At 46.3% G+C, this 25,775-nt stretch carries 38 protein-coding genes, 2 tRNA genes and 1 pseudogene; 31 read left to right on the forward strand and 10 right to left on the reverse strand.

Annotation, left to right across the window (positions count from 1 at the left end):
- Positions 1 to 3 precede the first annotated feature (3 nt).
- The 7 genes from OGY15_RS00335 to OGY15_RS00365 all read left to right on the forward strand — a co-directional run bounded on the left by OGY15_RS00335 (position 4) and on the right by OGY15_RS00365 (position 2,688).
- Complete coding sequence (locus OGY15_RS00335; protein WP_185656559.1) at positions 4 to 420, forward strand: peptide-binding protein; 417 nt, start codon at positions 4 to 6, stop codon at positions 418 to 420.
- A gap of 16 nt (positions 421 to 436) precedes the next feature.
- Entirely contained in the window at positions 437 to 697 is a 261-nt protein-coding gene (locus tag OGY15_RS00340; protein WP_185656558.1) for a hypothetical protein, read from the forward strand.
- Positions 698 to 863: 166 nt separating this feature from the next.
- Positions 864 to 1,031: a hypothetical protein gene (locus OGY15_RS00345; protein WP_175540298.1), complete on the forward strand. Its 168-nt coding sequence runs from the start codon at positions 864 to 866 to the stop codon at positions 1,029 to 1,031.
- 43 nt (positions 1,032 to 1,074) lie between these two features.
- A complete protein-coding gene (locus OGY15_RS00350; protein ID WP_181553293.1) occupies positions 1,075 to 1,329 on the forward strand; it encodes a HigA family addiction module antitoxin in 255 nt (84 codons plus the stop codon).
- On the forward strand, positions 1,326 to 1,859 hold the full coding sequence (locus tag OGY15_RS00355; protein ID WP_286517527.1) for a hypothetical protein: 534 nt from the start codon (positions 1,326 to 1,328) through the stop codon (positions 1,857 to 1,859). Before OGY15_RS00350 ends, OGY15_RS00355 begins: the two co-directional genes overlap by 4 nt.
- Entirely contained in the window at positions 1,856 to 2,083 is a 228-nt protein-coding gene (locus OGY15_RS00360; RefSeq protein WP_071667216.1) for a hypothetical protein, read from the forward strand. Before OGY15_RS00355 ends, OGY15_RS00360 begins: the two co-directional genes overlap by 4 nt.
- Positions 2,065 to 2,688, forward strand: a complete 624-nt coding sequence (locus OGY15_RS00365) for an HNH endonuclease signature motif containing protein (protein WP_286517526.1) — start codon at positions 2,065 to 2,067, stop codon at positions 2,686 to 2,688. Before OGY15_RS00360 ends, OGY15_RS00365 begins: the two co-directional genes overlap by 19 nt.
- Before the next feature lie 108 nt (positions 2,689 to 2,796).
- Here the strand turns inward: OGY15_RS00365 and OGY15_RS00370 are convergent, their stop codons facing one another.
- Complete coding sequence (locus OGY15_RS00370) at positions 2,797 to 4,098, reverse strand: SH3 domain-containing protein (protein WP_286537301.1); 1,302 nt, start codon at positions 4,096 to 4,098, stop codon at positions 2,797 to 2,799.
- 189 nt (positions 4,099 to 4,287) lie between these two features.
- Between OGY15_RS00370 and OGY15_RS00375 the strand changes: the two genes are divergently transcribed.
- The 16 genes from OGY15_RS00375 (at position 4,288) to OGY15_RS00445 (ending at position 13,946) form a co-directional block, all read left to right on the forward strand.
- A complete protein-coding gene (locus OGY15_RS00375; RefSeq protein ID WP_502872253.1) occupies positions 4,288 to 4,881 on the forward strand; it encodes a PDDEXK family nuclease in 594 nt (197 codons plus the stop codon).
- Positions 4,882 to 4,991: 110 nt separating this feature from the next.
- Positions 4,992 to 5,225 carry a hypothetical protein gene (locus tag OGY15_RS00380; protein ID WP_211924526.1) on the forward strand — a complete coding sequence of 78 codons (234 nt, stop codon included), beginning with the start codon at positions 4,992 to 4,994 and terminating at the stop codon, positions 5,223 to 5,225.
- A gap of 17 nt (positions 5,226 to 5,242) precedes the next feature.
- Positions 5,243 to 5,788 (forward strand): hypothetical protein, encoded by a 546-nt coding sequence (locus tag OGY15_RS00385; RefSeq protein WP_275377569.1) that lies wholly within the window; start codon positions 5,243 to 5,245, stop codon positions 5,786 to 5,788.
- A complete protein-coding gene (locus OGY15_RS00390) occupies positions 5,749 to 6,354 on the forward strand; it encodes a hypothetical protein (RefSeq protein WP_353655347.1) in 606 nt (201 codons plus the stop codon). The genes OGY15_RS00385 and OGY15_RS00390 overlap by 40 nt, the downstream gene beginning before the upstream one ends.
- Positions 6,336 to 7,046, forward strand: coding sequence for a hypothetical protein (locus tag OGY15_RS00395; RefSeq protein ID WP_286517522.1), 711 nt, complete (start codon positions 6,336 to 6,338; stop codon positions 7,044 to 7,046). The genes OGY15_RS00390 and OGY15_RS00395 overlap by 19 nt, the downstream gene beginning before the upstream one ends.
- A gap of 340 nt (positions 7,047 to 7,386) precedes the next feature.
- On the forward strand, positions 7,387 to 8,682 hold the full coding sequence (locus OGY15_RS00400; RefSeq protein WP_286537305.1) for a hypothetical protein: 1,296 nt from the start codon (positions 7,387 to 7,389) through the stop codon (positions 8,680 to 8,682).
- 136 nt (positions 8,683 to 8,818) lie between these two features.
- A complete protein-coding gene (locus OGY15_RS00405; protein WP_286517520.1) occupies positions 8,819 to 9,637 on the forward strand; it encodes a hypothetical protein in 819 nt (272 codons plus the stop codon).
- Positions 9,630 to 10,010 carry a hypothetical protein gene (locus OGY15_RS00410; RefSeq protein ID WP_286537308.1) on the forward strand — a complete coding sequence of 127 codons (381 nt, stop codon included), beginning with the start codon at positions 9,630 to 9,632 and terminating at the stop codon, positions 10,008 to 10,010. The genes OGY15_RS00405 and OGY15_RS00410 overlap by 8 nt, the downstream gene beginning before the upstream one ends.
- Before the next feature lie 122 nt (positions 10,011 to 10,132).
- Positions 10,133 to 10,208: transfer RNA gene (locus OGY15_RS00415), tRNA-Ile, on the forward strand.
- Between the two features lie 159 nt (positions 10,209 to 10,367).
- A tRNA-Met gene (locus OGY15_RS00420) sits at positions 10,368 to 10,496 on the forward strand.
- 288 nt (positions 10,497 to 10,784) lie between these two features.
- Positions 10,785 to 11,480 (forward strand): hypothetical protein, encoded by a 696-nt coding sequence (locus OGY15_RS00425; RefSeq protein WP_286537310.1) that lies wholly within the window; start codon positions 10,785 to 10,787, stop codon positions 11,478 to 11,480.
- Complete coding sequence (locus OGY15_RS00430; protein WP_286537312.1) at positions 11,477 to 11,980, forward strand: hypothetical protein; 504 nt, start codon at positions 11,477 to 11,479, stop codon at positions 11,978 to 11,980. Before OGY15_RS00425 ends, OGY15_RS00430 begins: the two co-directional genes overlap by 4 nt.
- Positions 11,980 to 12,936, forward strand: a complete 957-nt coding sequence (locus OGY15_RS00435) for a glycosyltransferase (RefSeq protein ID WP_286537314.1) — start codon at positions 11,980 to 11,982, stop codon at positions 12,934 to 12,936. Before OGY15_RS00430 ends, OGY15_RS00435 begins: the two co-directional genes overlap by 1 nt.
- Positions 12,937 to 13,017: 81 nt before the next feature.
- A complete protein-coding gene (locus OGY15_RS24655; RefSeq protein WP_211924536.1) occupies positions 13,018 to 13,356 on the forward strand; it encodes an RrF2 family transcriptional regulator in 339 nt (112 codons plus the stop codon).
- Positions 13,357 to 13,366: 10 nt separating this feature from the next.
- On the forward strand, positions 13,367 to 13,645 hold the full coding sequence (locus tag OGY15_RS00440; protein WP_286537316.1) for a hypothetical protein: 279 nt from the start codon (positions 13,367 to 13,369) through the stop codon (positions 13,643 to 13,645).
- 100 nt (positions 13,646 to 13,745) lie between these two features.
- Positions 13,746 to 13,946 carry a hypothetical protein gene (locus OGY15_RS00445; RefSeq protein ID WP_286537318.1) on the forward strand — a complete coding sequence of 67 codons (201 nt, stop codon included), beginning with the start codon at positions 13,746 to 13,748 and terminating at the stop codon, positions 13,944 to 13,946.
- 21 nt (positions 13,947 to 13,967) lie between these two features.
- Here OGY15_RS00445 and OGY15_RS00450 read toward each other — a convergent pair whose 3' ends face one another.
- From OGY15_RS00450 to OGY15_RS00470, 5 genes are all read right to left on the reverse strand, one after another.
- Positions 13,968 to 14,447 carry a hypothetical protein gene (locus tag OGY15_RS00450; protein WP_286537320.1) on the reverse strand — a complete coding sequence of 160 codons (480 nt, stop codon included), beginning with the start codon at positions 14,445 to 14,447 and terminating at the stop codon, positions 13,968 to 13,970.
- Positions 14,448 to 14,508: 61 nt separating this feature from the next.
- Positions 14,509 to 15,084, reverse strand: coding sequence for a D-sedoheptulose 7-phosphate isomerase (lpcA, locus tag OGY15_RS00455; protein WP_286537322.1), 576 nt, complete (start codon positions 15,082 to 15,084; stop codon positions 14,509 to 14,511).
- A gap of 8 nt (positions 15,085 to 15,092) precedes the next feature.
- Positions 15,093 to 15,542 (reverse strand): PTS sugar transporter subunit IIA, encoded by a 450-nt coding sequence (locus tag OGY15_RS00460; RefSeq protein WP_286537324.1) that lies wholly within the window; start codon positions 15,540 to 15,542, stop codon positions 15,093 to 15,095.
- Positions 15,539 to 16,792, reverse strand: a complete 1,254-nt coding sequence (gene ulaA, locus OGY15_RS00465) for a PTS ascorbate transporter subunit IIC (RefSeq protein ID WP_286537326.1) — start codon at positions 16,790 to 16,792, stop codon at positions 15,539 to 15,541. The genes OGY15_RS00460 and ulaA overlap by 4 nt, the downstream gene beginning before the upstream one ends.
- A gap of 14 nt (positions 16,793 to 16,806) precedes the next feature.
- Entirely contained in the window at positions 16,807 to 17,076 is a 270-nt protein-coding gene (locus OGY15_RS00470) for a PTS sugar transporter subunit IIB (protein WP_286537329.1), read from the reverse strand.
- Between the two features lie 326 nt (positions 17,077 to 17,402).
- Here OGY15_RS00470 and OGY15_RS00475 point away from each other — a divergent pair.
- From OGY15_RS00475 to OGY15_RS24765, 6 genes and pseudogenes are all read left to right on the forward strand, one after another.
- Positions 17,403 to 17,513, forward strand: a pseudogene (locus OGY15_RS00475) (thiamine pyrophosphate-binding protein); the annotation flags it as partial.
- A 155-nt stretch (positions 17,514 to 17,668) separates the two neighbouring features.
- Positions 17,669 to 17,848, forward strand: a complete 180-nt coding sequence (locus OGY15_RS00480) for a hypothetical protein (RefSeq protein WP_286537331.1) — start codon at positions 17,669 to 17,671, stop codon at positions 17,846 to 17,848.
- Positions 17,845 to 18,297 (forward strand): hypothetical protein, encoded by a 453-nt coding sequence (locus tag OGY15_RS00485; RefSeq protein ID WP_286537333.1) that lies wholly within the window; start codon positions 17,845 to 17,847, stop codon positions 18,295 to 18,297. The genes OGY15_RS00480 and OGY15_RS00485 overlap by 4 nt, the downstream gene beginning before the upstream one ends.
- A 119-nt stretch (positions 18,298 to 18,416) precedes the next feature.
- Complete coding sequence (locus OGY15_RS00490; RefSeq protein ID WP_071667186.1) at positions 18,417 to 18,680, forward strand: type II toxin-antitoxin system RelE family toxin; 264 nt, start codon at positions 18,417 to 18,419, stop codon at positions 18,678 to 18,680.
- 70 nt (positions 18,681 to 18,750) lie between these two features.
- Entirely contained in the window at positions 18,751 to 19,125 is a 375-nt protein-coding gene (locus OGY15_RS00495; RefSeq protein WP_071667185.1) for a helix-turn-helix domain-containing protein, read from the forward strand.
- Positions 19,126 to 19,433: 308 nt separating this feature from the next.
- Positions 19,434 to 19,850 carry a hypothetical protein gene (locus OGY15_RS24765; RefSeq protein ID WP_446661403.1) on the forward strand — a complete coding sequence of 139 codons (417 nt, stop codon included), beginning with the start codon at positions 19,434 to 19,436 and terminating at the stop codon, positions 19,848 to 19,850.
- On the opposite strand, the gene OGY15_RS00500 is transcribed toward OGY15_RS24765, so the two are convergent.
- Together OGY15_RS00500 and parM are read right to left on the reverse strand one after the other, a co-directional pair.
- Positions 19,806 to 20,276, reverse strand: a complete 471-nt coding sequence (locus OGY15_RS00500; protein ID WP_211924553.1) for a hypothetical protein — start codon at positions 20,274 to 20,276, stop codon at positions 19,806 to 19,808. The genes OGY15_RS24765 and OGY15_RS00500 overlap by 45 nt on opposite strands.
- Before the next feature lies 1 nt (position 20,277).
- Positions 20,278 to 21,369: a ParM/StbA family protein gene (parM, locus tag OGY15_RS00505; RefSeq protein WP_071667183.1), complete on the reverse strand. Its 1,092-nt coding sequence runs from the start codon at positions 21,367 to 21,369 to the stop codon at positions 20,278 to 20,280.
- Between the two features lie 219 nt (positions 21,370 to 21,588).
- Here parM and OGY15_RS00510 point away from each other — a divergent pair, with 219 nt between their 5' ends.
- Complete coding sequence (locus tag OGY15_RS00510; protein WP_286537339.1) at positions 21,589 to 22,800, forward strand: hypothetical protein; 1,212 nt, start codon at positions 21,589 to 21,591, stop codon at positions 22,798 to 22,800.
- A complete protein-coding gene (locus OGY15_RS00515; RefSeq protein WP_286537341.1) occupies positions 22,784 to 24,289 on the forward strand; it encodes a terminase in 1,506 nt (501 codons plus the stop codon). The genes OGY15_RS00510 and OGY15_RS00515 overlap by 17 nt, the downstream gene beginning before the upstream one ends.
- 33 nt (positions 24,290 to 24,322) lie before the next feature.
- Here the strand turns inward: OGY15_RS00515 and OGY15_RS00520 are convergent, their stop codons facing one another.
- Together OGY15_RS00520 and OGY15_RS00525 are read right to left on the reverse strand one after the other, a co-directional pair.
- Positions 24,323 to 25,183 carry a hypothetical protein gene (locus OGY15_RS00520; protein ID WP_286537344.1) on the reverse strand — a complete coding sequence of 287 codons (861 nt, stop codon included), beginning with the start codon at positions 25,181 to 25,183 and terminating at the stop codon, positions 24,323 to 24,325.
- A gap of 108 nt (positions 25,184 to 25,291) precedes the next feature.
- Positions 25,292 to 25,498 carry a hypothetical protein gene (locus tag OGY15_RS00525; RefSeq protein ID WP_286537346.1) on the reverse strand — a complete coding sequence of 69 codons (207 nt, stop codon included), beginning with the start codon at positions 25,496 to 25,498 and terminating at the stop codon, positions 25,292 to 25,294.
- Between the last annotated feature and the right edge of the window lie 277 nt (positions 25,499 to 25,775).

A 25,775-nucleotide genomic window follows, 5' to 3' on the forward strand; every position in this document is an offset into this window, starting at 1 on the left:
ATTATGGCTTCATTAGACCAAACTCAAAAACCTACCACCGACTATCTTTCAGCTATCCGTGATGGCGCGTTAGCAGGTAGAACTGAGTCGCAATTTGTTAGCGACTATTTGAAAGGGATCGCCAAGTGCATCGATGACCGTCACGACTACTACCGCAGCTATGGACCTTATTGGCCAGCTATTAAATCGCTGCTGATTGAGAATGATCTGTATGACGCCACCGGCGAAGTCGATGAAGATGTTCTCAGCACATATTGTTATGACGAGGATTCGTTAACCGTTGTAGCCGCATCGCTTTATCAGAATATGCGTCTGGAAGATGGTCTGTTTTATTCTGCATACCACCAGCTGCCGGTGACCGATGATGAAGCGTATGAATATTACTCGTATGATCTTGAACAGGAATCAGACAGATCATAATCGGTAAGGAGGATGGATGACTTACACCCCGCTTTTTATGAACCTGCGACGGCTGCAAGCTGAGGCTGAGTTACATGGATGTGAATTTGTTGAACACCATCCGGTGTGGCGCATCTTCACCCTTAAAAAAGGGGAGCGTTGGACATACCTCCGCAACCCTGCCACGAATGAGCCAATCGAGCGTATACGCGACCTCGGGGTTGATGAATGGAAGGTGGCAATAGCTAAGGCTGCTGAGTACCTCATGTCAGATGAGTATAAAGAAGCAAAAAATTAGTATTGTCTGTAAGTTTTTCCCAGGGTATATTCCTTACGTGTTACGCAATGCGTAATAACGGGGAGCCAAAAGCTCCATAAAAAAAGGCCCGCATACGCGAGCCTCTCTGTCGCTCAGGGGGCGAAGTCGCCAAACCAGACCCCTGAGCCAACAAAAGGAATATACCATGATCGATTATGTTGGTCGAGTTACCCAACCGCAGGCGCAGCGCGCCAATAAACCCGCTCAAGACTCTGTAGGCACTATGGCGAAAACCGTGGCCTATCTCTTCCCTGTTGTTTTCACCACTGCCTATTTTTTGAATGCCATTTTCGAGATGGCCAGCAGCAGCTGAGCACAATTAAGCGCCCTCGTGGCGCTTTTTTAACGAGAAAAATATGTCGAATTTGCACCCTGGGGAAATCCTGAAAAAGGTCATTGAACAACGCAACATTTCCAGCGCCGCAGCGGCCCGGGAAATAGGTGTGAATATTGCGACCATCTCACGACTGATTAACAAAAAACAGTCATTAACTGCCGATGTGGCTCTGAAGTTGGGGCCGTTCTGTGGTCTGGAGCCACTGTGGTTGCTGGCTCAACAGAACATCTACGACATTGCGCTCCTAAGCAAGGAGCAGGGGAAAGATGAATGAGTAACGGAAAAGTAATTCAGATCCGCCAGGCGCGCCCGGATGCAGAGGAAATGAAATATTTCTGGAAGCTGTATTCCGCGGCTCAGCGAGTCGAGGATCGCTGGTGTACCAATACCGTGCCAGGTATCGCAGATGCGCTGGCAGATACAGAGCTGTCACGGGAGGAAAAGCTATTCCTGTTACGCGCCTGGCAAGTGTTGGTGGATGATCGAGGTGGCTTTGGTCGTCATTTGGGGGCGCTGGATACCTACATTCATAACATACAAGATCCAAACGATGGTTGCGTAGGGTACAAGCCTGAGCTGAAGGCCTGTTTAGAGGATGGACTCCTGTTTGACGTTATGTGTGAAGCATATACCGAGGCGAAAACACGCATAGCTGAACTGGAGGCGCACATGCCAGAGCTGGTCCCTGAAACCTTACGTGATGAAATTATCGACTTATGCGACGGCTATGAGGTTGGTGATGTCGGTGCGCAGGAGATATGGGATGTTTGCCGTGCCACTATGTTGAGCGGAGTAAAGCCATGAAGAACTCACTTGAGGACCTTAATAATCATCTTTTTGCCCAAATTGAGCGCTTAGGCGAAGAGGATTTGAAAGAAGAGAAACTCCAGCTGGAGCTGAATCGCACGAAGGCAATAACCAGTGTGGCAACTCAGATCATTCAGAACGGCAAACTTGCTCTTGAGGTACAGAAAGCGCTCGGAGAAGGTCGAGTTAAAAATGTTCAAAAATGGCTGGAATCGAAATGAAGTTTGTCCATACACCAGCGATGTGCGCATGGATGAAGGTTAATTACATGCTACCGGCGGGCAATCTGGCCATAGCGTTCAACAATCGTTTTGGTACTGCCAGAACCCCGAAAGAACTGCATACATTCCGCAAAAGGTTGGGGTTGAAAACGGGTAGAACCGGTCAATTTCAGAAAGGGCATGTACCGGCCAACGCTGGAACTAAAGGAGTAATGAAAGCAAACTCTGGCTCTTTTAAGAAGGGGCAAACGGCGATTAACAGCCGTCCAGTAGGTGCTGAGCGAATCAATCGCGATGGGTACATAGAAATCAAAGTGGCCGAGCCCAATAAATGGCAACTGAAACAGCGTGTTGTCTGGGAAAAGCATAACGGCAAACTGGCAGCTGGTCATTGCGTTACTTTCAAAGATAACGATCCACTAAATTGTGAGCCAGAGAACCTGCAGCTAATAAGCCGCGGCGAGTTAGCCGTACTTAACAAACGATTTGGAGGTATTCCCGTAGAATTGAAGCCAACTGCTCGAGCAGTAGTGACGTTGATCATGAAATCCAAAGAGTTGAGTGAAAACCCGCTGTCTGACAGTGATGGCCGCACTCAGGAGTAAGATTGCAGTTATGCAACATTTAGTGGCTAAAAATGAGTCATTGAGTGTTGACGATATGAATAATCCCCATATTTAGATATGGGGATTATATTCTAATTAAAGCAATTTTCATCCTTTAATTGGTTTGGTATAAGTACGAGTAATCCAGCCCGTTATAAGCTCATCACCTGATTGCACCTGAACATACAGCCACTGCCTACCGCTTTTGTCCAAAATGGCAACAACTGTATTTTTGCCAATGGTTTCAATTACCCCACTTTTCATGGAGGGCTTTTCACGTAGGCGGATATTCTCACCCGTAATAATTCTAAAATCATTCAGTGAGTTCCAATCTATATTTTTGTTTTCTTTCAATATATTTGTTCTGGTGACTGGTTTGTTTTCAAAAATGGATTGAATATATGTTTCAGCTCTGTATATTTCAACTAAAACTTTAGCTTTTCCGTAATCAATGAAAGCGCCTAAAAAAATCTGAGAAAGTATTGTATAGATAATGAATTGAATAGGTTGTGGGAGTGCTTTAAATAAATTGAGAAACTTTGCGTAATCGTTATTTTCGGTGGAGACTGAACTAGTGTCTGATTTTGTTACTGCTTCATCATTGGTCTCTAAAACACCTTCGTTGTAAGCTTTAGCTACTGAAGATATCCCTAGCTCCATAATGTAAGACAGGGAAGGGTTATTCTCCTTAACGTAAGCATTAAAAATATTTTCAAATTGTTTTAAAGAATTAACTGAGTCAAAAAGACCAGCCTGTTTTTGTATATCCTTCAGCAGTGAACCGGCACTATATAAGCCTGATAATTTCTTTTCTACGTCAAATCTATCTCGCAATTGGCTACCGAAAATTAATTGTTTTTGCATATCAGTAAGCTGCTTTCGAACCAAGTTGCCCAAACTATTTTGTTCAAGAATCTTCTTGGTTTGGTTGCTTAGATACCAAGCTGGACTAGTTTGTTTACTAATTTCATCTATTTGTTTATGGAATAAACCACTAAAACTAGCCTGCTTGTGAATACCTTCCAGTAGTCCACCAAAACCAGCTTTTCTTTGGATCTCTTCCATTTGTTTATGCAATGAACCGCCAAGTCCTGTTTGTTTTTGGATATTCTCAATTTGTCTATACAGTGCGCCAAAGCTTCCTTGTTTCTGCATTTCAATGAGCTCTTTGCGCATGTGCTCGTATTTCTCAGTTTGGGTTTTGTGTAACTCTTCTGAGTGTTTGCGTACTATTGCGCTCAAGCTATTTTGTCGATGGTATTCTCCACGTGTTTTACTCAATGCCCCTTGGGGATCGGATGCTTCCAACTGTTTACGTAATTCATCACTAATGCGTCGTTCATCCTGGTTATCTGTAACATCTGCACTTTCGTTTTCTTCATTTTTTATGTCGGTTGGCTGTTTTTTCATTGTTATATCCCGGGTAAACATATAGGCACGATACCATTAACTTATAAATTTCATGTGGTTATGGCAATAGATTTACATAGTAATTGTCAAGTTATGATCTTGCCTATGTACTCTACTTACTGATTATTTAGTATTATATGTATGCAGCAAGTAATATTATTAGAAATATTCACATACTGGAGAAAAGTTGTGCTTCGATTTGATGAGCGCTGGCTGGAGTCCACCGGTCGGGATAAGAATGGCCGCCTGAAGAAGCTAGGGAAAAAGCGTTCTGACGGTATACCCGATATTACCAGTGTACCAAAGGGTAAGATGGCTTCAGTGATTGCCCGGTTAGAGCAAGATCTTGCTCCGTCAGTTCATGCAAAAGCGCTGACGCAGCTGGCGAACAAGCCCGAGCTACTCAAGGGCAACTATGAGCACTGGGACCAGGTGCGTTACTTCGATTTTATGCATCGGAAGCATCGCGAAATTTACGAACTTCTGCACGCTACGCCTAATGGTGGTGCGCGTTCGGATAAGGTAGGTTTTGACATGAAGGCCGAGGGCCAGAAGAAAGGCTATCCTGACGCCACGCTTGATGCCGCCCGCGGTGTATATCATGGCCTTCGTCTTGAGTTGAAGTTTGGCAAAGGGCGACCAACACCAGAACAACTGGAGTGGCAACAGCGATTGAGAGAGCAGGGGTATTGCTATGAGATCGTTGTTGGCTGGGAAATGATGGTGAAGATGACGTTGAGGTACTGGTTGCTGGAGCCGGGGCAGTCAATTTCGACAGACTAAAACTAATCTCATGTTTAGTATTTTTATGAGTTAACTTATGCTTTAATTCCCTCATTAATCCAACCGGTGCGGCTGTAATCCGCACCGCTATCACTGCTAATGAGGTTCTAATGACTCAAGATCCTGTTCTCGATATCCCGGAAGAGATTGAAGTAATCACAGTTCGCGTGCCTGAGCGTGAAGCTCTTCACGTGGAAGCAAACGGCAGTAGCATCACCATTTTCGGCGATGGCCGCGTAAGTGTGGTGTCTGACAAGCCGGTACAAATCAGGACCCCGACGCATGTTGAGATCTCTGCAGCGAATATCTCCATCGATGCTGGTGGTGAAAAACAATCCTCCTGATCTTCACGGAGCTCACGTTGTTTAATGAAGTTTTTTGTGTCGCTTCAGGACCATCGTTGAAAAAAGTGGATTGTGAACGAATAGAAGAACGGGGATACCCAGTTGTTGCAGTTAACAACGCATACAGCATGTTCAGACAGCCGTATGCATTGTTTGCTGGGGATGAAGACTGGTGGCGTCGTTATGGAAAAATCGTTCCTGAGAATATCAGGCGCTGCACTGCTTCCCGGTCGGCAAGCGTTCTCTACGGTATCGAATACCAGCGCTTTGGCGCGCCAGAGGTTGAATTCAATTCTGGTTCAATGGCCATTCAGTTTGCCGCCAGTCTTGGAGCAAAACATATCTACCTGATCGGATATGACTGCTCTATACGCCGGGGTGTCCATTTTCACGGGCGCCATACCGGCAATTTACGTAATCCATCTCAACTCAGTGTTAAGAAGTGGCACCGCGAATTCGCCGGTGTGCGGGAAGAGCTATCGCATATCGACATAATCAACTGTTCCCGGAGAACTGAACTTACATGCTTTCCTATAAAAAGCCTCGAGGCGGTGATCGGGTGATCATCGTGGCTTCCGGCCCTTCAGCGGCTGGTTTTGTTCCACCACGCGGCGTACCAATTATAGCGGTTAATGGCGCTATTGATTGGCTGTCACGTGCCTCGTATTTCTTCACGTTAGACCCATCACGCGACAACATACGTCGACTGCGCATTCGACGTCGTAACGTGCACTATTGCTCAGCTGGTGCGCCGGTAACCAACCACGTTCATTCGTTTGAGCGGGTAGGGGAGCAGGGACTTGAGCCGCGTATTAAAGGCAGCCCCGAATGGTGGTTATGGCGGTGGTCAGCCAAGAAAACCCTCTCTGAGAATGAGACCAAGATCCACAACGGCAACTCAGCCTGGGGGGCGCTCGGTCTGGCGTATCACTTGGGGTTTAAAAACGTCGCTCTTGTTGGCGTTGATGCCACACAGGAACCGCGGGTACATAGTGGAGGGATTCCGAATAACTTATCTCATCTCCCGTTACTGTTCCGCTCCGCTCTCCCGCAGATAAACGTTGTCTCGTGCGGGAAACTGAATTCCATCCCACAAATGAGCTTAAAACAATGGCTAAAAAACGCTTAACGATAGCCCTGGTGCTGCGTTCCGGTGGTGACTATACCGTCGATCACGTTAAAACTCTGGTAGCGCAGCTGCCGACCGGCTACAAAATTATCTGTTTCACCGATACTCCGTTTGTTATGGACCGCGTGGAGTGTGTCCCACTGAGTAACTCTTATCGGGGTATGCACGGCTGGTGGGCGAAGATAGATCTCTTCCGTCCTGATATTACTGACGATCTGCTCTATTTTGACCTCGATACAGTCATCGTCGGCAATATTAGCAAACTGCTGAAGACTACCGGCAACACCATGGTGATGCTCACTGATTTCTATCACCCCGAATACCTGATGAGTTCTGTCATGTATATCCCTAACAACGTAAAAGCGAGGCTCTGGAATACGTTCTGGAATGACTCCGCTCGTCATGTTGCAGAGTGTACAGTGACGTCTAAATGGGGGGATCAGGGTTTTATCCGGGGTGTTATTGGTGATTGCCGACGTTGGCAGGATCTCTACCCTGAACTGTTTGTAAGCTACAAAGCAGATATTGCTAAATTTGGTGAGAGTAAGTGGGCTACCGAGCGTTATTCTCGTGGCAACGGCTCTCTTCCGGCGACCGCGAGTGTGGTTGTTTTCCACGGCCAGCCTCGGCCGTACGATTGCGGTGAGTCCTGGTTACCACCATTTCTGCACTATTCCTCCCCTTCATCATAAATAACCCGGGCATAAATCTATAAAAATAGGCAAATAACATTACAAACCATACTAATTTTTCGTTATCATCACAAATCAATTAGTATGGTCTGTAGGGTTTAGCATGTTTCAATTTTTTCAACGTCGCTATCACTTTTGGTCCCTCTGTTTTTACACAGATCAAGGGTTCCAATCCATCATCTACCAGAGCAAAAGAAAGAAACGCTGGTTAACACCCATGGAGATAGCTGTCGCTGCCCAGCAAGAGAACTTTCCCCCTAATACACCGCTCCTATCAGCGTCTCATCTGGGCCGAATGACAGTTAAAGAAGCCGAAAGCTTGTCTTAACGAGGAATTGCCATGTCTGTAAATACCGATATCAAAGAGGAAGCGCCTAACCTGATTGATCTGATCAATGAGGGCTTCACAAGTAGCATTGTCCAGCTCGATTACGCCATTAAGCGCGTAAAGGGCGACGATATGTCTACCCGTTACATCCAGAATTGTATCGACAGCCTTCGTATGCTGGCTCAGGAAATTGCCGACGCAGCCGGTGACGACATTGACCAATACAACGAAGCGCTTGAGCTTGCCCAATCGCGTCTTGAGGCACAAAAGCTGCTGCAGTTGGATAACGACGCATTGCGTGAGCAAAACGAGATCCTCGCAGGACGTGCCGAAAATCTCGATAAGGAAATTCAGGAAGCAGTAGACACGGCTGTAGAGAATCATGTCGTTCGGATTCAGCAACTGGAGCATGCTGACGAACTTCTGAAAAATAAAATTACAGAGCTACGGTCGCAGGTTGAAACTTATGCCCTGCGTGAAAAGCGTATTTCGAGCCGTCTCAGAGAGCTCGAAATTATGGAACCGGATAAGCTCAAAAAGAAAAATGCCGAAGCTAAAAAAGAGCTTCGAGAGACACGAGAGACGCTGAAAAGTACGAGCCAGAAACTGAACCAGCAGCGCATTACCAATTCAGAGCTGTCCAAAAACAACTCGGTACTAATGGCTGGCCTTGAATCTGCACGTAATGAAATCGAAGAGCTGCAGCGGAGAATGCAGAGAGCTAACGGCAAGGCAGCGGAATATTGCTATGACACTAAAAAAGCTGATGGCCAGCCGATCCGCTTCACTATGCATCGTTTCTTCCGTGGCAGTCTGATTCACCAGGACCCTGACGACTATCCGCGCTATGTGAACACGTTGGATTTTACCTATCACATACTCTGCACGCTTGGTATTGGCGCGACAGTGCATCTAAACGAATGGCTGCGCCCGGAATATCGAATTGATCCGCTGGTGGCTGACGTATGGCCAGAAGGCATGTACGAAGACATTCAGGAGATGTTCAGGGATGATATGGCCACCACTCACCCACACTTACTGAAGCGTGTTGATTGGGCTAACAGTGTCAGCCTGGAAGATGTTGAAGGCATCCCGGCCGCCGTCTTGAAAGCGCTGCATAACCATGACACCCCGTTCCAGAATCTGCGACATGTTCTGATGTTTAGCGAGCCAGAACTGGCGAAGGTTAAGGGGATCGGCAGTAAATCTGCGGCCATGTTGCATCAAGTGTGCCGTAAGCTGGTGGATGAATGGGAAAAAGAGAACGGCAAACTAAGCGTCTCTTTCCCTCCACAAGGACTTCAGTAAGTCCATAACGTGATTGCCTGCTGAATAAACGCAGGCATTCTTCTGTAAAATATACTATTAATTAGTATTGTCTGTTGGTTTTCGTTGCGTTAAAGTCAACGTCGCATAAAACAAAGATTAACCGAAGGATATTCACATGATGGCTCAGCAGATGTATGCCCCAGAACTTGAGGCTCCAACCCTGGACGTAATGGAACGTGCAGTGAATATGTTCGCGATTATGACGAACAAAACGCTCACATCAGAAGAGGGCTTCCAGTTCCTCACGCTCTGGACAATGGTTAATAAGGCTGGCGCGCAAACGGCACCAGAAGAGCAACCGGCTGTAGCGATCGAAGCTGAACCGGCCGTAGTAACACCTGAATTACCCGCAACTAATACACCAGCAACTCCGGTTGCTAAGGCATCATCAGAACCGGTGAAAATTGCCGCGATGCCATCCATTGAAGAAATCAGTATTCCAGGTATCGAAGTCCCGTTGCGTAAGGTTCAAAACTTCATTAAGTCGCAAAGCAAGTACTGGATGGAAGGTTATCCATGGCGCATCAGCGTTGAGCCATTCGACCGTTATGGAGATATGGAAGCGTATTATGTTCACTTTCAGGATCGTCCGACCCAAGAACAATTTGCTGAGCACTATGCGCATTACCTGTCTGATACCAATAAATGCCGTGTACATCTCTTTGAAAGCGATGGTACAAGCTCCCGCCGAATCACTGATGAGTATTGTTCTTTTACTGAACGTGGCGATGTGAATTACGCCTCTGACGAAACCCTAGTTCCGCGCCTTATCTGGCGTGATGGTGAGCGTTTTCGTATTCGTTTCTTTGATGAGCGGATTCATAAAGACAATTTTATTTACTATCCGCATAAACCGGCTAAAAGCGAAGTAAACCGCCTCAGCACCCTTAAGAAGGTTGCTATCGTTGAAGCCCGCAGAGCAGGAAATGATTAGTAAAAACCAAATCGAAGATACGCTGGCGCGTGTGCATAAAAGTATTGATGAGCTCGGTCGCCAGCGTAATGAGCTCGCAGCAGAAGGGGCGGGATTACTCGCCCTGTTTGAAGTTGTGATGAATATTGTGCACGGCAAGGAAGATCGTGCGGAGGTTATTAAGGAACGGCTGTCTTTGGCAGTGCGCGGTTGTAACCATGCGACCACCACTACCAAAGCCATTCGTCAATTTGAGGCTGATGGTATGGATAAACTTCTGGCAGAGCTTAAAAAGTCTGTTGAAGAGGGGTTAAGCGCTGAGTACCGGCCTGGTGCAGATCTTTGTCTGGGTATGGTCGAAGCGCTGGCGCGAAAAGATCGGCAGTCCTTGTAGCGCTTTCACGGTGCAAACGTGACGCAAGTTTGGTTGGGTTAGTTGTCATCCATGAGAAGACGCCAGCGGCCAGGTAGACCAATCGCCTGAGTGGCCGCGCCGGGATAAGCTCCGGCACTTTTGGCCCTTTAGCTCAGTGGTTAGAGCTGTCGACTCATAATCGATAGGTCGCCGGTTCAAATCCGGCAGGGGCCACCACAATATAACCGCAGGAACGACCAACAAACGGTAGTCCGTATGGAGAACACCCCGTTGAGGAAGAGGCCTGGCCGGAACCGTAACCGGCACACAACATGAAAGCGCACTCCTTTTTATTAACTTTGGGGAAGGTTTGTTACTTGGAAGTGCGCTTCCAGTTGTGGTGTAGCTTAATTGGAACAGAGCGCCCCCTGAAGGGGGAGTTGAGCTCTACCCAAGGATCATAACCTGGGGGTATCTCATGCGGTCCGGCCGGACGTTATCTGGGTTCGAGTCCCAGCGCTGCAACGACATTGAATTGCTGTGTGTAGTCTTTGCCCATCCTTTGTGATGGGCTTTTTTATGGGATTACATAAGACACACTATGGATTTCCAAGGGATGTACTAAGTATGTTTTATGTATATCCACGTTTTCATAGCGAAGCAACATTACTCCTATCACTTCACTGTTTGCCTCTATCAATATTGATCTGCGATAAGTACTAAAAAAAAATATCATTTCCCGCAAAAATTACCATGGATACCGAGTTAACTCTGCATGTATCATTACAGATGATACTAATTTATGGTGGTGTTATGGATACAAGCTCTCTCGAGGATGAAAAGCCCCTGCTCGCGTACAGCGTGCAGGGCGATGAGTACGGATGTGTGGTGTTCGCTCGTAGCAATGTTGTTGCGCGTCGTAACGGGGCTAATGAGCTCGGCATTGAATTCGGCCAAGTTACATCCTGTCGCAGGATGCCTGGGGTGGACAAATACGCTGGTGAACACAAGGTCCCGATGAAAGTTCTTATTGAAGAGTTCAGCTGGTGGCAAGAGTGCACATATTGCACCTCGATGGTCAGCGCTGAAGGAAATAAGGAGCGTGTATGGGACGGGCAAAGCATCTTTTGCGATAAAGAGTGCCAGCAGAACTATCAGGCCCAGGAAAAACGCTGGAGACATGAACGTGCAGAGGCAGCGGAAAAATTAGCTGAGGTTAAACAGACCGCACTAACCCGGTTTCCCGGCATCACTAATGTCCATGCCTATAAGGAATGGGATGAAGGTCATCGGGTTTATTTTAATTTTCCCGGAGGTAAACGATCTGCGTCCTGGCTCGTTGGCTCTGAAAACATCAACGTAAGTGAATGTGATGTCGAAGCCGGGAAAGAATACATGGAAAAGGTGAGGGCATCTCAATGCCAAGAGAGGAATACTCCCGCTCTTCAGAAGTTACTAACCCCGGCCATCAATAAATTTCTGGCTATTCGTAGGAGCACATCTTTATGAAGAGTTATCAGATAAACCAAATCAATCTGATTACCGCTATTTGCAGTGAACTAAATCGCCAATACCCAGGCATTAATGTTGATCATCGTTTCGGCAAAATAGCTGAAGCTGCAAATATTATTGTCACTGAGTTTGGCCGCCCTTATGTACCGGCGTCTTCAAATATGGGGCTTGAGGCGTGGTTAAACAGTGACGAAACCGGTAGTAGCAGCCTTTACATGGCCTGGATTCTAAGTGGCGGGGTTTTTGGTCACTGGTGGGGAAGACATCAACCAGAACCTAATTACCCAAGGGACCCGGATGATTTTGGCCGGTGTCTGAAAATGGTCGAGGCTGTCCCTGAGTTTAAGGGGATTATTTATAAAATGAACGACTGTGGGCCTGAGTGGATGGCCGTTGCGCGTCACTGGGATAGCTGGGAGAAATTGTACCAGGAAAATGATGGCCGTGGCTTGTATGACCTCATGCAATCCGCTTTTAAAGCTGCCCGGGGTGAATAGTGAAACTGCTCATCATTGGAACGCAGAAGAATTCCCTGGAAGATGTGAAATGCTACAGCGATATGTGGATGTATCATCTTTGTTCGGCCTTTCAATCGCTTGGTGTCGAGCTGGTATTTCACCGCGCATATGCTCCCGATGAAGACCCGGTAGCTTTTGCTGATAGCGTTATCAGCCTGGTTAAAATCACCACCCCAGCCGCAATTCTGTCGCCTGGAGTACGCGATTTTACCCGGATACCGCTTACTATCGGCGAACGCTTACGCAATTTTGCTGGTGTGCCGGTAACGCAGATCTATGATGGATCGCTACTGGACAGTGCGCCGGTGGATCTAACCTTCACTGTTCGTGACGATACCTGGAAATTCCAGGACAACAAGCAACGTCTTTTCCGCAACCAGCGCTATAACAAATATGTTGGCTGGGCGGCTGACAGCTCTCTCTTTTACCCCGAAAAGAAACAGAACGAGCAGCTGCGTATCTTCATCGATCACGCTGCATTCGACGTTTCCGGTTTTGACCATTCACTGACCATTATGATGAACCTGCGCCAGCTCTCAGCCATGGGAATATCGTTTGTGGCCAGAACGCTAACGGATGATGGGTTAACCGCCGTTGATCCGGAGAACATTAGCCTGAAGCCATATCGTCGCAATGGGGTACCAGCTACCGAGTTTGCCGCCGAACTGCGCCAGACAGATATTTTTATCGTAACGCATCCGGAAAGCCTGGGCCTCACAGTCCTGGAAGCCGCGATGTGCGGCGCACTGGTGTTAACCCCCGACCGTTGCATTGCTCCTGACCGTCTGCTGTTGGTAAACCACCAGGTCATAACATCAAAAATCGACTGGCCCAAAGCACTGGTCGCTGTTGATCGCCAAGCTAATGCTGAGAAGGTTGCAGGTTTTACGTGGGAAGCTGTCGCGCGCAATATTATTTCAGCGCTAAATAAATAAGCACAAAATTAGTATTAATAGGTTGTTGCTGATTAAATCACTTCAACACCGGCGCAACCTCTATAGCCAAGCAGGTAACCGATGAAAATTTCAAATAGACACAATGTAGCAGTGGAGTTTCTGGCATCGATCGCTGAAGGCCGGGTTTCACTCAGAGCAATAGCCGCGCGGAGCGACGTATCACTCACTCTGTTAGAGCATTTGGCCGCGGATTTGCGCAGAGGGGGCCTAGTTCGTTCTACACGTGGTCCCGGTGGCGGATACGAGTTAACCCGACCACTAAGTGAGATAGAGCTGGTGGATGTATTGCGAGTGGTCGGAATGAAAGATGAGGGCAAGAACAGCGCGTTGCTGAAGACAATTTTGCACAGTCTCAGTGGTATTACCGTCGCTCAGGCGTTTAACACGGCTAACGCATAAGGAGGAAACTATGTCCCGAAAGTTTATCAATGATGATGAAGTAGTTAGCTTCCTGTCTGCCAACCCTGGCGCCACGGCCATTGATGTTCAAAAGCACATTGGCGCCACGATTAACGGTGTCCGTACGAAGCTAAGAAAAATGGTTGTGGCGAGAATTGTCGAAAGTAAGCGTATCAATGGTTGCAATCACTACCAGCTTCTTGAGAACAGTGCTGTTTTCGGTAGCCCTAACCAGGCATTGTTGAACTCATTACTGGGCCGCGTGCAGCAGCGGAGGGTGTCATTGTGAACGCTCCAAAACTGATGGCCATGTTTCCCGAGCTGGTGGTTCGTAATAACGACGGCTCTTACTATCATCCAGCCTACACAGCTTTTTGCGCTGGTCGCGAATGGATCAGCTATTGACGGTGTCACCAAACAGACTGGCGGAGATTATTCTGAATAGTGGATTAACTCGTTGGCATGAGCGAAGCGGGCTTAATATTCTAAGACTTGTAAGAGTAATGGCTGAAAATGAAACCTTGCTCTTTTCTGTAAACAACTATTTACCAGAAACATTTTCCGTTGAAGTTTCGCTTTATGAAATTTGATTAGTACTATAATACATTAGGTTAATCGCCATAATTTTTTAACATTTTCTTAAGCAGGCGATTTACTTCTTTTGAGCTTTTATCGGTTTTTGCAAGGGAGGAAAGGGAGACTGACTTAATATCTTTATTATCTTCAGCGAACGATGAATCACTCATTTTTTGCATCTTCGCCAGTGTAACAGTTAGCAATCGAACCTCAGTGCCATCCTCTTTGCGTAACACAACAATATTATCTGCTTCAACACTGACTACCTCAAGTATACCATACTTTGCGGACTCGTATTTATCACCGACCATTTCAGATTCAGGAGGTATATCTTTATCAACAAGTTCCCCTGCTCTTAATTTAACTGAAGATGTTGCCCTGACATTACCCGTATTGTCAAACGCGACAATTACAGTATGACAGTTATAATAATCAACTACCGTTACATAACCGTATTTCTTGGTTTTAATTTTGGCGCCAGGTCTAAGGTCATGTGGCGCACTAAGCTTCTTCATTGACACTCCCCCAAAATCATAAAGCTCCTTTATGGAGCCTTATGATTGTATCACAAACCTACTATAAAAATCTATTCTCAATTAAGTGGATTATAATGTGGATAATTTTGATGTGCACCTCTTGTATACGATCTGCATATCCAAGATGTGGGACTTTAATTTCAATGTCAGCCATATTGGACATGGTTGAATTATCATTCCCACCTGTCAACACAATAACTTTCATTCCTTTTTCATGGGCGGTAATAATCGCATTTTTTACATTCAGTGCAGAACCTGACGTGCTGATAGCAAGCAATATATCTCCGTCATTACCCAGGCTTTCAATAAAACGTGAGAATACCTTGTCGAAACCAAAATCGTTACCGACACAAGACATATAACTAGGGTCAGATATAGCAATCGCTGCCAGCCCTTTTCGGTTGTTTCTGTAACGCCCAGTTAATTCCTCGGAGAAATGCATAGCATCACAATGTGAGCCGCCATTACCACAAGATATAACTTTGCGGTTATTTTTGAAGGCGTTCACGATAAGATCTGCAGCAAGTGAAATTTTATTGATTTCATCTTTACTGGCGATAAACGCTTCAAGAACTTCACTGGCTTGATTAAGTTCTTTTAGAATTAAGTCACTCATAAACACCCTCAATATTTTTTTAATATTTCTATTATTGAATTAATAGAAGTGGCGTTGACCATTTCATCAATATCAGCTTCATTCTGAAATAACTCAGATAAAGACATAATCGTATGGATATGACTATCAGGGTCTGAGGCAGCAAGCGTCACAGAGAGATATACATTCCCATTCTCTTTATCACCAAAATCCACACCATGTTTAAAAATGGTTAATTGAAGAGAACCCTCAATCACGCCATCTTCTGGTCGTGCATGTGGCATTGCTATTTTTGGAGCTAAGACATAGTAAGGGCCGATTTCATGGTGTTTAATTTTTATAGATTCGATATATCTTTTTTCAATTTTTCCTCTTTCTATAAGAGTATTACAAGAAATATCAATAGCATCATCGACAGATAAATTTTTCCCCTCGGAGATTATGATTCCATCAGCAGTTATTAAATTGAATAAACTCATCTAAGGCTCCATCCTAAAAGTAATCCTATAACCCCAAAGTCCGTATCACTGAATGTCGTAGATTGAAGTCCAATTGAACCCAGCATAGGAAGGAGAATCATCGGTAAGAAGGAAATTAAAAAACTCTGTGCAAATGAACCAATAACAGCTCCTCGTAATCCACCAGTTGCATTTCCGAATACAGCTGCTGCTGCCCCGATAAAGAAATGTGGTACCACTCCTGGCACTATCATGGTCCATCCCATGACGTATTGAATCGCCATGGAAATCAACCCGCCAGTAAATGAGCAAATAAATCCGATTAAAACAGCATTTGGTGCATAGGGGAATACTACGGGACAATCAAGCGCTGGCTTTGCTCCTGGTACCAGCTTGTCAGAAATACCTTTAAATGCAGGCACAATTTCTGATATTAACATTTTGACACCTTGCAAAACGACATATACGCCACCTGCAAAAGTAAGAGATTGTAATAATATGAAGACAAACCAGTTTTGACCCGCAGAAATTGACTCAACGTAAGACGGAGATGCGATAATGCCTGCACCAAAAAAGAATAGCCACATAGTGATTGCAATTGCTACAGGTGTATCACGCAAAAACATTAAACCTTTAGGAACTTTGATATCTTCAGTTGATCTTGAAACATCTCCGAATTTTTCTCCCAACCACCCAGACAGGACATAACTTAACGTTGAAAAATGTCCTATTGCGATTGAATCTGAACCAGTTATTTTTTTCATGTATCTGTGACCGATTGCAGGGAAGAAGGCCATTGATATGCCAACAATCAGAGATCCAATGATAACCAGCTTATAACCAGAAATATGTGCTGCTGATAAAATTGCGGCGCACATCATTGACATAAACATCATGTGATGCCCTGTCAGAAATATAAATTTTAATGGTGTGAAGCGAGCAACAATTATATTTATAACAAACGAAAAAAACATAATTAATGCCATCTCTGTACCTAATGCATTTTGTGCAATAGCTACGATAGCTTCATTGTTCGGTACGACACCATGAATACCAAATGCCTCAGTAAAGATCAGGCTGAACTTATCCAGCGAACCAATTAAAAATGTAGCGCCTGCACCCAGAATTAAAAAACCCATTGTTGTTTTAATGGTGCCTTTTAAAATATCTGATACATGTGCCTTTTGACTAACGAGACCAATAAAGGAAATTAAACCAACCATTATCGCTGGTTCTTTTAAAATATTTAAAGCTAATTTGAAGAATTCCATGTCGATAACTCCAGTCAAATAAATTGTCTTAACTGCACTTCAATATTGTCTTTGTCAAAAATATTTGTCAGACCAATGACATTTTTTTTACCCATGCTAATAAGTTGTGCTGCAATATCATTTGCGGCTACCCAAATATCAGCCGAGCTTGAAGTTGCTGATGATAAATCTTCATGATCTACATTTGCCTCGAAGTTTATTTTTTTACAAACCTCTTTTATTGCCATTTCCATCATTAAAGAACTACCAAGGCCGTTACCACAGACTACTAAAATTTTAACCATTACGTTTACTCCTGATGATCGATATTTTGGTGGGGTTTATTTTTATGAAAAACACTATATTGTCTATCTTGAATATTTTATTTGACATACGTCACAAATCCAGATTTAACTTGTGACGAAAATCACACAAAATGTATTAACGTATCTTTTATCAACAGGGCTGGAATGGGAGGAATTTTGGGTCGCAACGAAATGGAAAACACGCCTGGTGTACTGAAAACAAAACTGGTACTACAGCCCGTACCAATTGAATAAATCAGATTGCGTTTCAGTTACCTGAAAAGATAATTAATTTACTGACAGGATTTTAAATATGGAGATTTTCTATGTCCCCTCGTAAAGAGCTTGCCAATGCTATTCGTGCACTCAGCATGGACGCAGTACAAAAAGCCAAATCCGGTCACCCGGGCGCCCCTATGTGTATGGCCGACATTGCCTAGGTCCTGTGGCGAGATTTACTGAACCATAACCCGCAGAACCCTACATAGCCCGTACTCCAGTGCAGAAAGCTTTTTGTGGTGGAATGAAGACTAGTGATAACACTGAAATTACAACACCGCTACGGATAATTTGTGATTACACGAAGCGCTTCATGCGTAATAACAAAGACGCCAAACTGTCCGAAGCCAAGCAGCGGCTTGAAAGTAAGATCGTGGTGTTCATAAATGACGGATACGATGAGCAACACTTGCGCCAGGCATTATCTTCAGCCACCAGCAGCCACTCGCGGGAAGCTTTTACCCGCGCCTTTGATATGGAGTCATTCAAATGACCATTCGCAATTACGCTACGCGTACCGCAGCGCTTACTGCGCTTGAAAGCATGGATATTGGGGAATCGATTCTGTTAGCCCCATACAACATTGGCGCTTATCAGCAGGAATCCAGCAGTCTTAAAGCTGTAGCCTGTAAGAAAGGGTTTAAAGTCGAGCTTAAGAAGGCGCTGATCGTTATTGAAGATGAGATTTCGCAGCCGTTACTGCGCGTTACGCGTGGTGGTGTGGATGATAAGGTTCCCACCCTGAAAGACGTTCGTACTATGCAGCGTGATGAGGCTATAGCGCTAATGGAACAGGCAGAGGCAGCACTGATGGCGCTGGTGGAGAGCTACACGACTGAGCAGGATGGGAAGTTCTCTGCATGTCACCCCCGTTCTGGTTTTTCCAATACGCTGAACCAAATGCATAAGTTACGTAAGGCTATGAAATCGTCAAAGGTATGAATCGCAGTCACTGCCATTTAGAAAAAATATAACTACCCCTCGAAAACATAACTAAATAAATTGCATTATAACCAAATATAGTTATAATTAATCTCGAAGTTCGACGAGAGGGATACAAAGTGCCGAAGGTTGAATGGAGTAAAAAGGCAAAGAAACAACTCTCCCGCATAGATAACCGCTACCGTGAAATGATTTTTGACAAGGTTAGCGAGTTAGAGGACTTCCCCGATGTGCAGTTAGACTTAAAGAAGATGCAAGGCAGTAAAGACAAAGAGTATCGGGTAAGGGTGGGAGTATACAGGGTGCTGTTCACAGTGATAGACGGCAAACCGACAATAATCCGAATTGATGAGGTAATGCGCAGACAGTCAAATACGTACTAAGGCGAGGCGGGGAAACCCGCCCAACCCAGCGAGAAAGCGACTTTCTCCAATATTTACGAGACCCGTGAGAATGAGAAACATACAATTTTTGACCGACGAAAACGGCGCACGTCAATCAGTAGTGATACCGATTGATTTGTTTAATAAGCTGGTGGCCACTTCTGATCTGGATGAGCTGTATGAAGCCGTCCCATACACAGAAGGCCCGAACGACGATGAGACAATCCCTCATGAAGTCGTAGGCTTTCAGATTAAAAAAGGCGTGACCTTACAAGCGGCTTGGCGCATGTATCGCGGTTTATCTCAGGAGGCCGTAGCAGAGGCGCTAGGCATCACTCAGGCGGGCGTAGCGAACATGGAAAAGCGAAGCAAGCCACAAAAGGCGACTCTCGAAAAACTGGCCAAACTGTACGACTGCCGCGTTACCCAACTGATAGACGACTGACAGGATACAGCCCGCACAAGCGGGCTTTCTTGCAACTGATCGTTTATACATTGAATGCTTAGTATGTTCTGTAATAAGATATGTGCGGCATAGCTTCTGAGGGGTTTTGTAATGTGCTTAGTCGAGTCCATTCCAAGATTCTTTTGTGAGTAGCCATCGGTAATCTTTGTGCATACTAAAATTCCATGAATCAAGGCGCTTAATGCGCCTTTTTCTTGTCTGTGATTAATGTCGTTTGAAAAACAGGCATGTCGTCAGTAGAATCCCCTTTGCATTAGTACAATCTGTTGTCTCGGCGAGGTGTCTATTTGGCAAAGCACAATAGGCTAACGTCGTGGGAAATTTCGCAGTATCTGATTGAGCTTGGTAGACCGGCCACAGCAAGAGAAGTAGCTGAAGGGCTTAAATTGAAGTATCCGCAATACCACTCATCGTTACGTAATATTTACCTGAGAATGCGATCTATTGCCTTGTCGCACAACTCAGATTGCGTAGTAGACCTGTCTGTACGCCCACGAACGTTTTACTTAACACGGATAGATGATGCATTCTTCAGGCGTTGCAGAAATCCGGAGAGAATCCCTCCGGACCGCCGTGAAAAAATGCTTATGGATGAGGATGAGAAGGAAAGAGCAGGTGCTTATTTGACGCGGTTGATGCTGTATACATCGCGAAATACATCAAGCACCGGGCAAGCGGTTAGCGAAGCGACTCACTCTAGCTGAACCTTGTTCCTCTGTTTTTTCCTGCTTTTCTTCAGTAGTTGTTGCTGGTGGCTCCTTAACAGCAGGGGCCACTGGTTTAGTTTGCGCTACAGGTGCTGCTTTGGGTGTCGTAACCACCGGCGCAGCAACTGACTCTGTGACCCCCATGAACTCCTGCATTCTCGCCAGCAGCATCATTCTCTTTTGATCAATATCGAGTCTGGCAAATGCCTCTGTGTCGATAAAGCCAATAACGGCCATCAGATCGCATTCCTGCAAAATCTGGCCAGCTGTCAAAGCACTGACAATTTTGATGCGCTTTGCACTACGGTCGCTGGTGGCACGATACTCATCAATGAAGCGACACGAAGCCGCCGATCGCTTCAAATCCTCGGTGATGTTGATAGACAACACATCACGTTTCGCCTTGGTGTCGCTTCCTGACATATTAAGCCTCCGCAGTTTCCGCTAAATCTTGCAGAATGCGCGTTTGTGCGTTCTGGAGCAGAAGGTGTACGCCACGAACTACGGCGAACTGAGGTTCATCCGGAATGTACGTGTAATCGTGCCACTCTTTAGAGAAGTCTGGCAGATAGTCCAGCTTCCCGCCCAGCCAGTTCGCGCCACCACCGACAAACAGCAGCATATCGATGTCAGTCATGTTGCGGTGCAGGCTGCGAATGTCATTGCGGATATCGTTCGCCAGCTCGCGCGCTGCTTGCTCGACTAAATGGCGAATATCACGGCGCAGATGCGCTCGCGAAGCCGCCTGGCTACCGGCATACCCACGTTCGATAAAGCCATCGAGGGCAGACAGGCTAATCTCTTTGGCTTCAGGCAGATTGAGCGCCTCCTGGTGCTCCTGCAGCAGATGATGAAGGCGCTTAATCATCACGTGAATACCGTGTTCTGTAGTGACGCGGTTGAGGATTTCCAGCTCGTTGGTAACGATAGCAATGTCACAGGTGAAGCGACCGAGATCCACAATCATGCAGCGCTGTACGCCTTCGAACGCGGGGTTTTCACTGCCGTCTGGCATTACCGTTGCGCTGACGTACGCTGTGACCGCTTCAGGGTAAATGGCCACGTGTTTGATATTCGGCGCAGCAGCTGAGCCGGAGTAGTTCTCGACGGCACGCAGCAGGCTGTTTTTCTTGGCCTCAATGCGTACTTTGTTGATGCCGTTATCACCGTAATACTGATCCGCTGGCAGTGTATCGGCCAGAACCACGTCACGCCCACCTAACCCGGCGCGGCTGAGCGCATTAAGCACCAGTACGCGGTTGGCCGGACTCAGTTGGTATTCTGGATCACAGGTGTTGACCAGCTCGATGCTGGTTGCGTCATTGGTAACCGAGTAAATTTCGTCTTCATCGGTACGCCAGGTTGTAGATGATTCCTGAGTCCCGTGCTGGAGCAGGCCACGACGAACCAGCGCAGGGCTGATGTGCGTTTTCAGCTCGCCTTGTTCATTTTCAAAACGAAGCGCGATATTGCCGGAGCCGCCGTCGACAGCCACAAAAATTGGTGATTTAGACATAGTGTTAATCCTTGCGTTTAACGCTAACTGCTTGTGATTGATTGAAATAGCGAGTCACATGTTACAAAAACCACCGAGAAAATCAATAAACCAGCCAGTAAATAACATAAATATGTCTGTTTTTTGGTTGCTGAAATGACAGCTAATACCAATCAAAAGTGATCAATTGAGATGTAACGATCAGTAGACTGCGATCATCGTTGTAAAGGGGTGATCGCAGTGGCAGTAAAAACGGACTGGTCAGAACATAGAAATCGCTATGCGGAAATGCGCGCTGCTGGCGAGAAAATATCTATTAAGGAATATGCACTTACCTATGGTTTAAACCCTAACACAGCACGTCGCTATCTGGGGGAAGGCACAACTCAGTTAGGTAAGGTTCAAGACCAGCGATCAGCTGATCAGATCGTTAAAAAGGAATTAAAACGATCAAATGATCAAAAAAAGTCAGGTAAGCGCAAAAGCGATCAAAAGCCCTCGAAACAGAATAAAAATTTATCACAGGAAATCAATGAATTAAGCCTGCAAGTTAAAGAGGCCGGAAGACACGCGCGCGTCGAAGCTGGGCAAACGGAAGAGGCTGTGCTGGTCGGTAAATTGATCAATGCAGTATCGACCAAAACGAAATCGGGACGTTCGCGTGATCAGTACATGGCCGGTAGCCAGATTCTGGAAGCATCCATAATCCCCAGCGATGAAGATATGGAGGAAGCCCGAAAGCTGATAGCTGCAGCCGGTGTTGATGATATTGAGGCTATGGCCATCGAATCTTCCCTCGTTAACCTGTTCTGCCTTAACCGCACTGTGAAAGCGGTCCTTACCTTCCTTACCGAACAACCACAGACATCAGGTGATGATGATGAATCCGGACCGAACCCAATAACGAAAGCTCTCTCTGTTGCCGCGGCCGCGGCGGGTGCCATCAATGACACCGCACGATCGTTAGCGGGCATTCGTCAGAGCTATGCGAAGAACAAGCGCGAGCAAGAGCTGCACGACCGCAAAACAGAAGAGCCTGAACGAATCATGCAAGCGTACCAGCAGCGAAAGAAAAACGGCTGGAGTGCTGTTGATACCGCGATCTACATCGAGACGCATGGCTATAAGGTTCCGGCGTTGCTCATGGAGATGGCACGTAAAGAGGTGAAAGAGGGAGAGTCCGACAAGGTTAAAGCAGTAGCTTATGACCCAGAAGAACTGGACCGCCAGGCCAGGGAGGCGCGCGCAATTCGCCATGCTCAGCACGAACAACTTATGGCGGAGAAACGCGAGGCTGTAAATCTCTTGGTGGATGGTGGCGGGTTTGGTGATGTCGCTGCTGACGGTTCTCTTAACGATATCAACCTAACTGCACAATTTGCCGACGACGAAATACCAGATGATGAGGTAAATAACCTGCTGTACGGGGGCGATGATGGCAGCCATAACTAGGCGCTCAATCACTGAAGACCCGCGCTGGCAGGAGCTGGTTAAACTGTATCGTTATGACTGGGTAACCGCAGCTGAAGTCTTGTTCAATAAGATCCCCACCTGGCAGCAGGAGGAAATTATCGAATCAGTTCAGCAAACCGGCAGCTGGACGACGGTTTCCTCCGGGCATGGTACGGGTAAGTCCGACATGACCGCCATCATGATCTTGTGCTACCTGATGTTCTTCCCAGAGTCTCGTATCATCATCGTGGCCAACAAACTGCAGCAGGTTAAAACCGGTATCTTTAAGTACATCCGGCAGAACTGGAAAGAATGCCTGAAGCGGTTCCCATGGTTAGGCCAATACTTCACCCTGGCCGATGTTACCTTTTACGAGAACGCGTCGAAGGGTAGCTGGGAAGTTATCGCCAAAGGCTTCCGACTGGGGAACGAAGAAGCACTCGCTGGTGAGCACGCAGAGCACCTGCTTTACATCATCGATGAAGCGTCAGGCGTATCGGATAAGGCATTCGGTATTATCAAAGGTGCGCTGACGCAGGACGACAACCGGCTGATGCTCATCTCACAGCCGACGCGTACTGCTGGTGAATTCTATGACTCTCACCATCGACTGGCGCGCACAGAAGCCAACCCGAATGGGCTATACAACGCGATTAAGCTTAACTCTGAAGAATCGCCTCTCGTAACGCTGAAATTCATCCGTGAAAAGCTGGTGGACTATGGTGGCCGGGAGTCACCGGAATACCTCATTAAGGTACGCGGTGAATTCCCCAGCTCGCTTTCCGGCTATCTGCTTGGCCGTGATGAGTGTGAACGTGCGCAGCGGCGTAAGGTTCCCCTTGCAATGGGCTGGGGCTGGATCTGTTGCTGCGACGTCGGTAACGGCCGCGATAAATCAGTGATGGGCATCTTCAGGGTGTCCGGATACGGCAAACACCGGCGCGTAGTCCCACATCTGGTTAAGGAGATGGAAGCTACTGTTACACCGTCACGTTTTGCTGACTTCATTTTCAGTGAATGCGACCCAGAGAAATACCCCAATATTCAGATCGCCATCGATGGCGACGGCGTAGGCGCGACCACTGCTGATGTACTGGAAGAAAAACACGGCATCATCGCCCAGCGAATCCGCTGGGGTAAAAGGATGCACACCAAGAAAGACAAGGAACGATTCACCAACCAGCGTGCATATGCAAACATCATGGCCAAAATGGCCGTGCAGCAGGGACGACTCAAGTTTGATAAAGGGGGGAAGGCTGTCGACCAGGCATGTAAGATCCCATGCGGCCTAAATGAAGCCGGTCAATGGTATATGGTGCCGAAAGAGCAGATGCGCGAGAAGCTCAACATCAAATCACCGGATCACTGGGATGTATATTGCTTCACGCAGCTGGTGGACTTTACCCCGGCGAACGAAGAGACCTTCCATGATGAAGAAGAGACTCGTTCTGAAGCCGAGGAATGGTTGCGTAGACGCAGAGCAAGCTAAACTCACACCACCAGCTGTGCGCTGGTGGCCGAATCAATCGTGGCTGCTACCTGAAGGGTTTTTCTCGCTTGCCGCATGTTCTGCATCAGCCCGGATTGCATTTTTGGCAGCACGCGTTTTGTTATAGCGCGACCATTGCTCACGCTTGATCTCTTGTTCGTTCTCTTCTCGATACTTTTTACGTGCGGCTTTTGCCTTTTCAACTGTATCGATGTCGTAAATATCTATGCTTTGATAGAGCGATTGTGGAATGGGGCTCAATTCTGAGTAAATCGATGCTTTACTGTTTTTGGTTTTAGGCCCGAAGGTGAAACCCTGTCCAAGAGTACGCTCATCAAAGAACACGCCAGAGGATGATACGCGCACCATGATCTGACTCTCTTCAGTTGTGCTATATGCGCAATTCAAATCTGTGTAGCCGGTGCGCCGTAATCTCAGTTTCGTTTTTGGAGGCAAGGCTTCGAATGTTTTCCGCTCATCCTGCAACTGGGTAAGGTATGGATTAGTATTATCTATAGCCTTAAAGCGCTCAATTTCACGATCATAGTCAGCCAGGATCTTCTCGCGCGCCTTTGTTGTTACCTCGGTAGCGGGTAGCTCATAACAACGAACGCGTATAGCCCCGGAGATGAATTTCGGGGCTGGCTCGTACAGAGAAACAGGTATGCCCAGCTGAGGGTATTTCTTGAGTTCTTGCGCGAATTTATTCCATTGGTCAATCGCTTCAGTCCATTTTTTAAGCCTGCGCGCGTTGACAAGCACAACAGGCCTAAACCGCTCACCAAACTTATTCGTGCTCCAGGCAGAAGCTTCATCCATAGCATCTGTCAGGAATGCGTCCCGGAATTCAATAAATTCCTTGTAGACGGCTTCGCCCGTACGGCTATCTGACATCAGTATTCTCCGGTTGTGGGCGTAATGCCCAATAGTTAAAACTAAGGGAGAATTTAGTCTATTTCGTTAGATAAATCGACCATAAGCAGAGTTAGTCTGGGCAAATTTTTAGGAAATGTGTGTGTTTATTTGAAACCGGATGCCTTTTCGAAGACGTTTTTGTACGCTGGTGGGCTTGGCATGCAATCCTTTGACAATACAGAAATGGCTGGTGAGCGTTGAAACTGCACGGTGAGAGGTGATATCAAGGTGAAGTTTTTGAATTGCCGTTGTTATTTCGCTGTTAATTAGTAAAAGTTCATCACTATTAGCCATTTTCTATCCTAAATTCATACAAATTAACGAATTGGGCTTGTATATCATCCTGTTGCCTGGGGTAAAAGGCTGAGAAAGCCAATCATTGAAATTAAGTATGATTTGTATGTAATTTAACCAACAAGCCAAAAATAGAGATTATTCTGATAATTCATCGCATCATCGCTCATGATTTGAACCCCACCCAAAAACTAACAAAAGTAATATAACACCCATTATATTACCTTTGTTTTTGTGTAAAATGGGGCGATTAACAAAACACATGAACTAGTTTTTA

Origin of the sequence: Citrobacter sp. Cu231 (genome assembly GCF_030332265.1) — a bacterium.
Taxonomy (GTDB): domain Bacteria; phylum Pseudomonadota; class Gammaproteobacteria; order Enterobacterales; family Enterobacteriaceae; genus Citrobacter; species Citrobacter meridianamericanus.

Coding starts and splice junctions, on each gene's coding strand:
- OGY15_RS00335 (WP_185656559.1), top strand. CDS start 4: ATGGCTTCATTAGACCAAACTCAAAAACCTACCACCGACTATCTTTCA.
- OGY15_RS00340 (WP_185656558.1), top strand. CDS start 437: ATGACTTACACCCCGCTTTTTATGAACCTGCGACGGCTGCAAGCTGAG.
- OGY15_RS00345 (WP_175540298.1), top strand. CDS start 864: ATGATCGATTATGTTGGTCGAGTTACCCAACCGCAGGCGCAGCGCGCC.
- OGY15_RS00350 (WP_181553293.1), top strand. CDS start 1,075: ATGTCGAATTTGCACCCTGGGGAAATCCTGAAAAAGGTCATTGAACAA.
- OGY15_RS00355 (WP_286517527.1), top strand. CDS start 1,326: ATGAGTAACGGAAAAGTAATTCAGATCCGCCAGGCGCGCCCGGATGCA.
- OGY15_RS00360 (WP_071667216.1), top strand. CDS start 1,856: ATGAAGAACTCACTTGAGGACCTTAATAATCATCTTTTTGCCCAAATT.
- OGY15_RS00365 (WP_286517526.1), top strand. CDS start 2,065: ATGGCTGGAATCGAAATGAAGTTTGTCCATACACCAGCGATGTGCGCA.
- OGY15_RS00370 (WP_286537301.1), bottom strand. CDS start 4,098: ATGAAAAAACAGCCAACCGACATAAAAAATGAAGAAAACGAAAGTGCA.
- OGY15_RS00380 (WP_211924526.1), top strand. CDS start 4,992: ATGACTCAAGATCCTGTTCTCGATATCCCGGAAGAGATTGAAGTAATC.
- OGY15_RS00390 (WP_353655347.1), top strand. CDS start 5,749: ATGCTTTCCTATAAAAAGCCTCGAGGCGGTGATCGGGTGATCATCGTG.
- OGY15_RS00395 (WP_286517522.1), top strand. CDS start 6,336: ATGGCTAAAAAACGCTTAACGATAGCCCTGGTGCTGCGTTCCGGTGGT.
- OGY15_RS00400 (WP_286537305.1), top strand. CDS start 7,387: ATGTCTGTAAATACCGATATCAAAGAGGAAGCGCCTAACCTGATTGAT.
- OGY15_RS00405 (WP_286517520.1), top strand. CDS start 8,819: ATGATGGCTCAGCAGATGTATGCCCCAGAACTTGAGGCTCCAACCCTG.
- OGY15_RS00410 (WP_286537308.1), top strand. CDS start 9,630: ATGATTAGTAAAAACCAAATCGAAGATACGCTGGCGCGTGTGCATAAA.
- OGY15_RS00425 (WP_286537310.1), top strand. CDS start 10,785: ATGGATACAAGCTCTCTCGAGGATGAAAAGCCCCTGCTCGCGTACAGC.
- OGY15_RS00430 (WP_286537312.1), top strand. CDS start 11,477: ATGAAGAGTTATCAGATAAACCAAATCAATCTGATTACCGCTATTTGC.
- OGY15_RS24655 (WP_211924536.1), top strand. CDS start 13,018: ATGAAAATTTCAAATAGACACAATGTAGCAGTGGAGTTTCTGGCATCG.
- OGY15_RS00440 (WP_286537316.1), top strand. CDS start 13,367: ATGTCCCGAAAGTTTATCAATGATGATGAAGTAGTTAGCTTCCTGTCT.
- OGY15_RS00445 (WP_286537318.1), top strand. CDS start 13,746: ATGGATCAGCTATTGACGGTGTCACCAAACAGACTGGCGGAGATTATT.
- OGY15_RS00450 (WP_286537320.1), bottom strand. CDS start 14,447: ATGAAGAAGCTTAGTGCGCCACATGACCTTAGACCTGGCGCCAAAATT.
- lpcA (WP_286537322.1), bottom strand. CDS start 15,084: ATGAGTGACTTAATTCTAAAAGAACTTAATCAAGCCAGTGAAGTTCTT.
- OGY15_RS00460 (WP_286537324.1), bottom strand. CDS start 15,542: ATGAGTTTATTCAATTTAATAACTGCTGATGGAATCATAATCTCCGAG.
- ulaA (WP_286537326.1), bottom strand. CDS start 16,792: ATGGAATTCTTCAAATTAGCTTTAAATATTTTAAAAGAACCAGCGATA.
- OGY15_RS00470 (WP_286537329.1), bottom strand. CDS start 17,076: ATGGTTAAAATTTTAGTAGTCTGTGGTAACGGCCTTGGTAGTTCTTTA.
- OGY15_RS00480 (WP_286537331.1), top strand. CDS start 17,669: ATGCGTAATAACAAAGACGCCAAACTGTCCGAAGCCAAGCAGCGGCTT.
- OGY15_RS00485 (WP_286537333.1), top strand. CDS start 17,845: ATGACCATTCGCAATTACGCTACGCGTACCGCAGCGCTTACTGCGCTT.
- OGY15_RS00495 (WP_071667185.1), top strand. CDS start 18,751: ATGAGAAACATACAATTTTTGACCGACGAAAACGGCGCACGTCAATCA.
- OGY15_RS00500 (WP_211924553.1), bottom strand. CDS start 20,276: ATGTCAGGAAGCGACACCAAGGCGAAACGTGATGTGTTGTCTATCAAC.
- parM (WP_071667183.1), bottom strand. CDS start 21,369: ATGTCTAAATCACCAATTTTTGTGGCTGTCGACGGCGGCTCCGGCAAT.
- OGY15_RS00515 (WP_286537341.1), top strand. CDS start 22,784: ATGGCAGCCATAACTAGGCGCTCAATCACTGAAGACCCGCGCTGGCAG.
- OGY15_RS00520 (WP_286537344.1), bottom strand. CDS start 25,183: ATGTCAGATAGCCGTACGGGCGAAGCCGTCTACAAGGAATTTATTGAA.
- OGY15_RS00525 (WP_286537346.1), bottom strand. CDS start 25,498: ATGGCTAATAGTGATGAACTTTTACTAATTAACAGCGAAATAACAACG.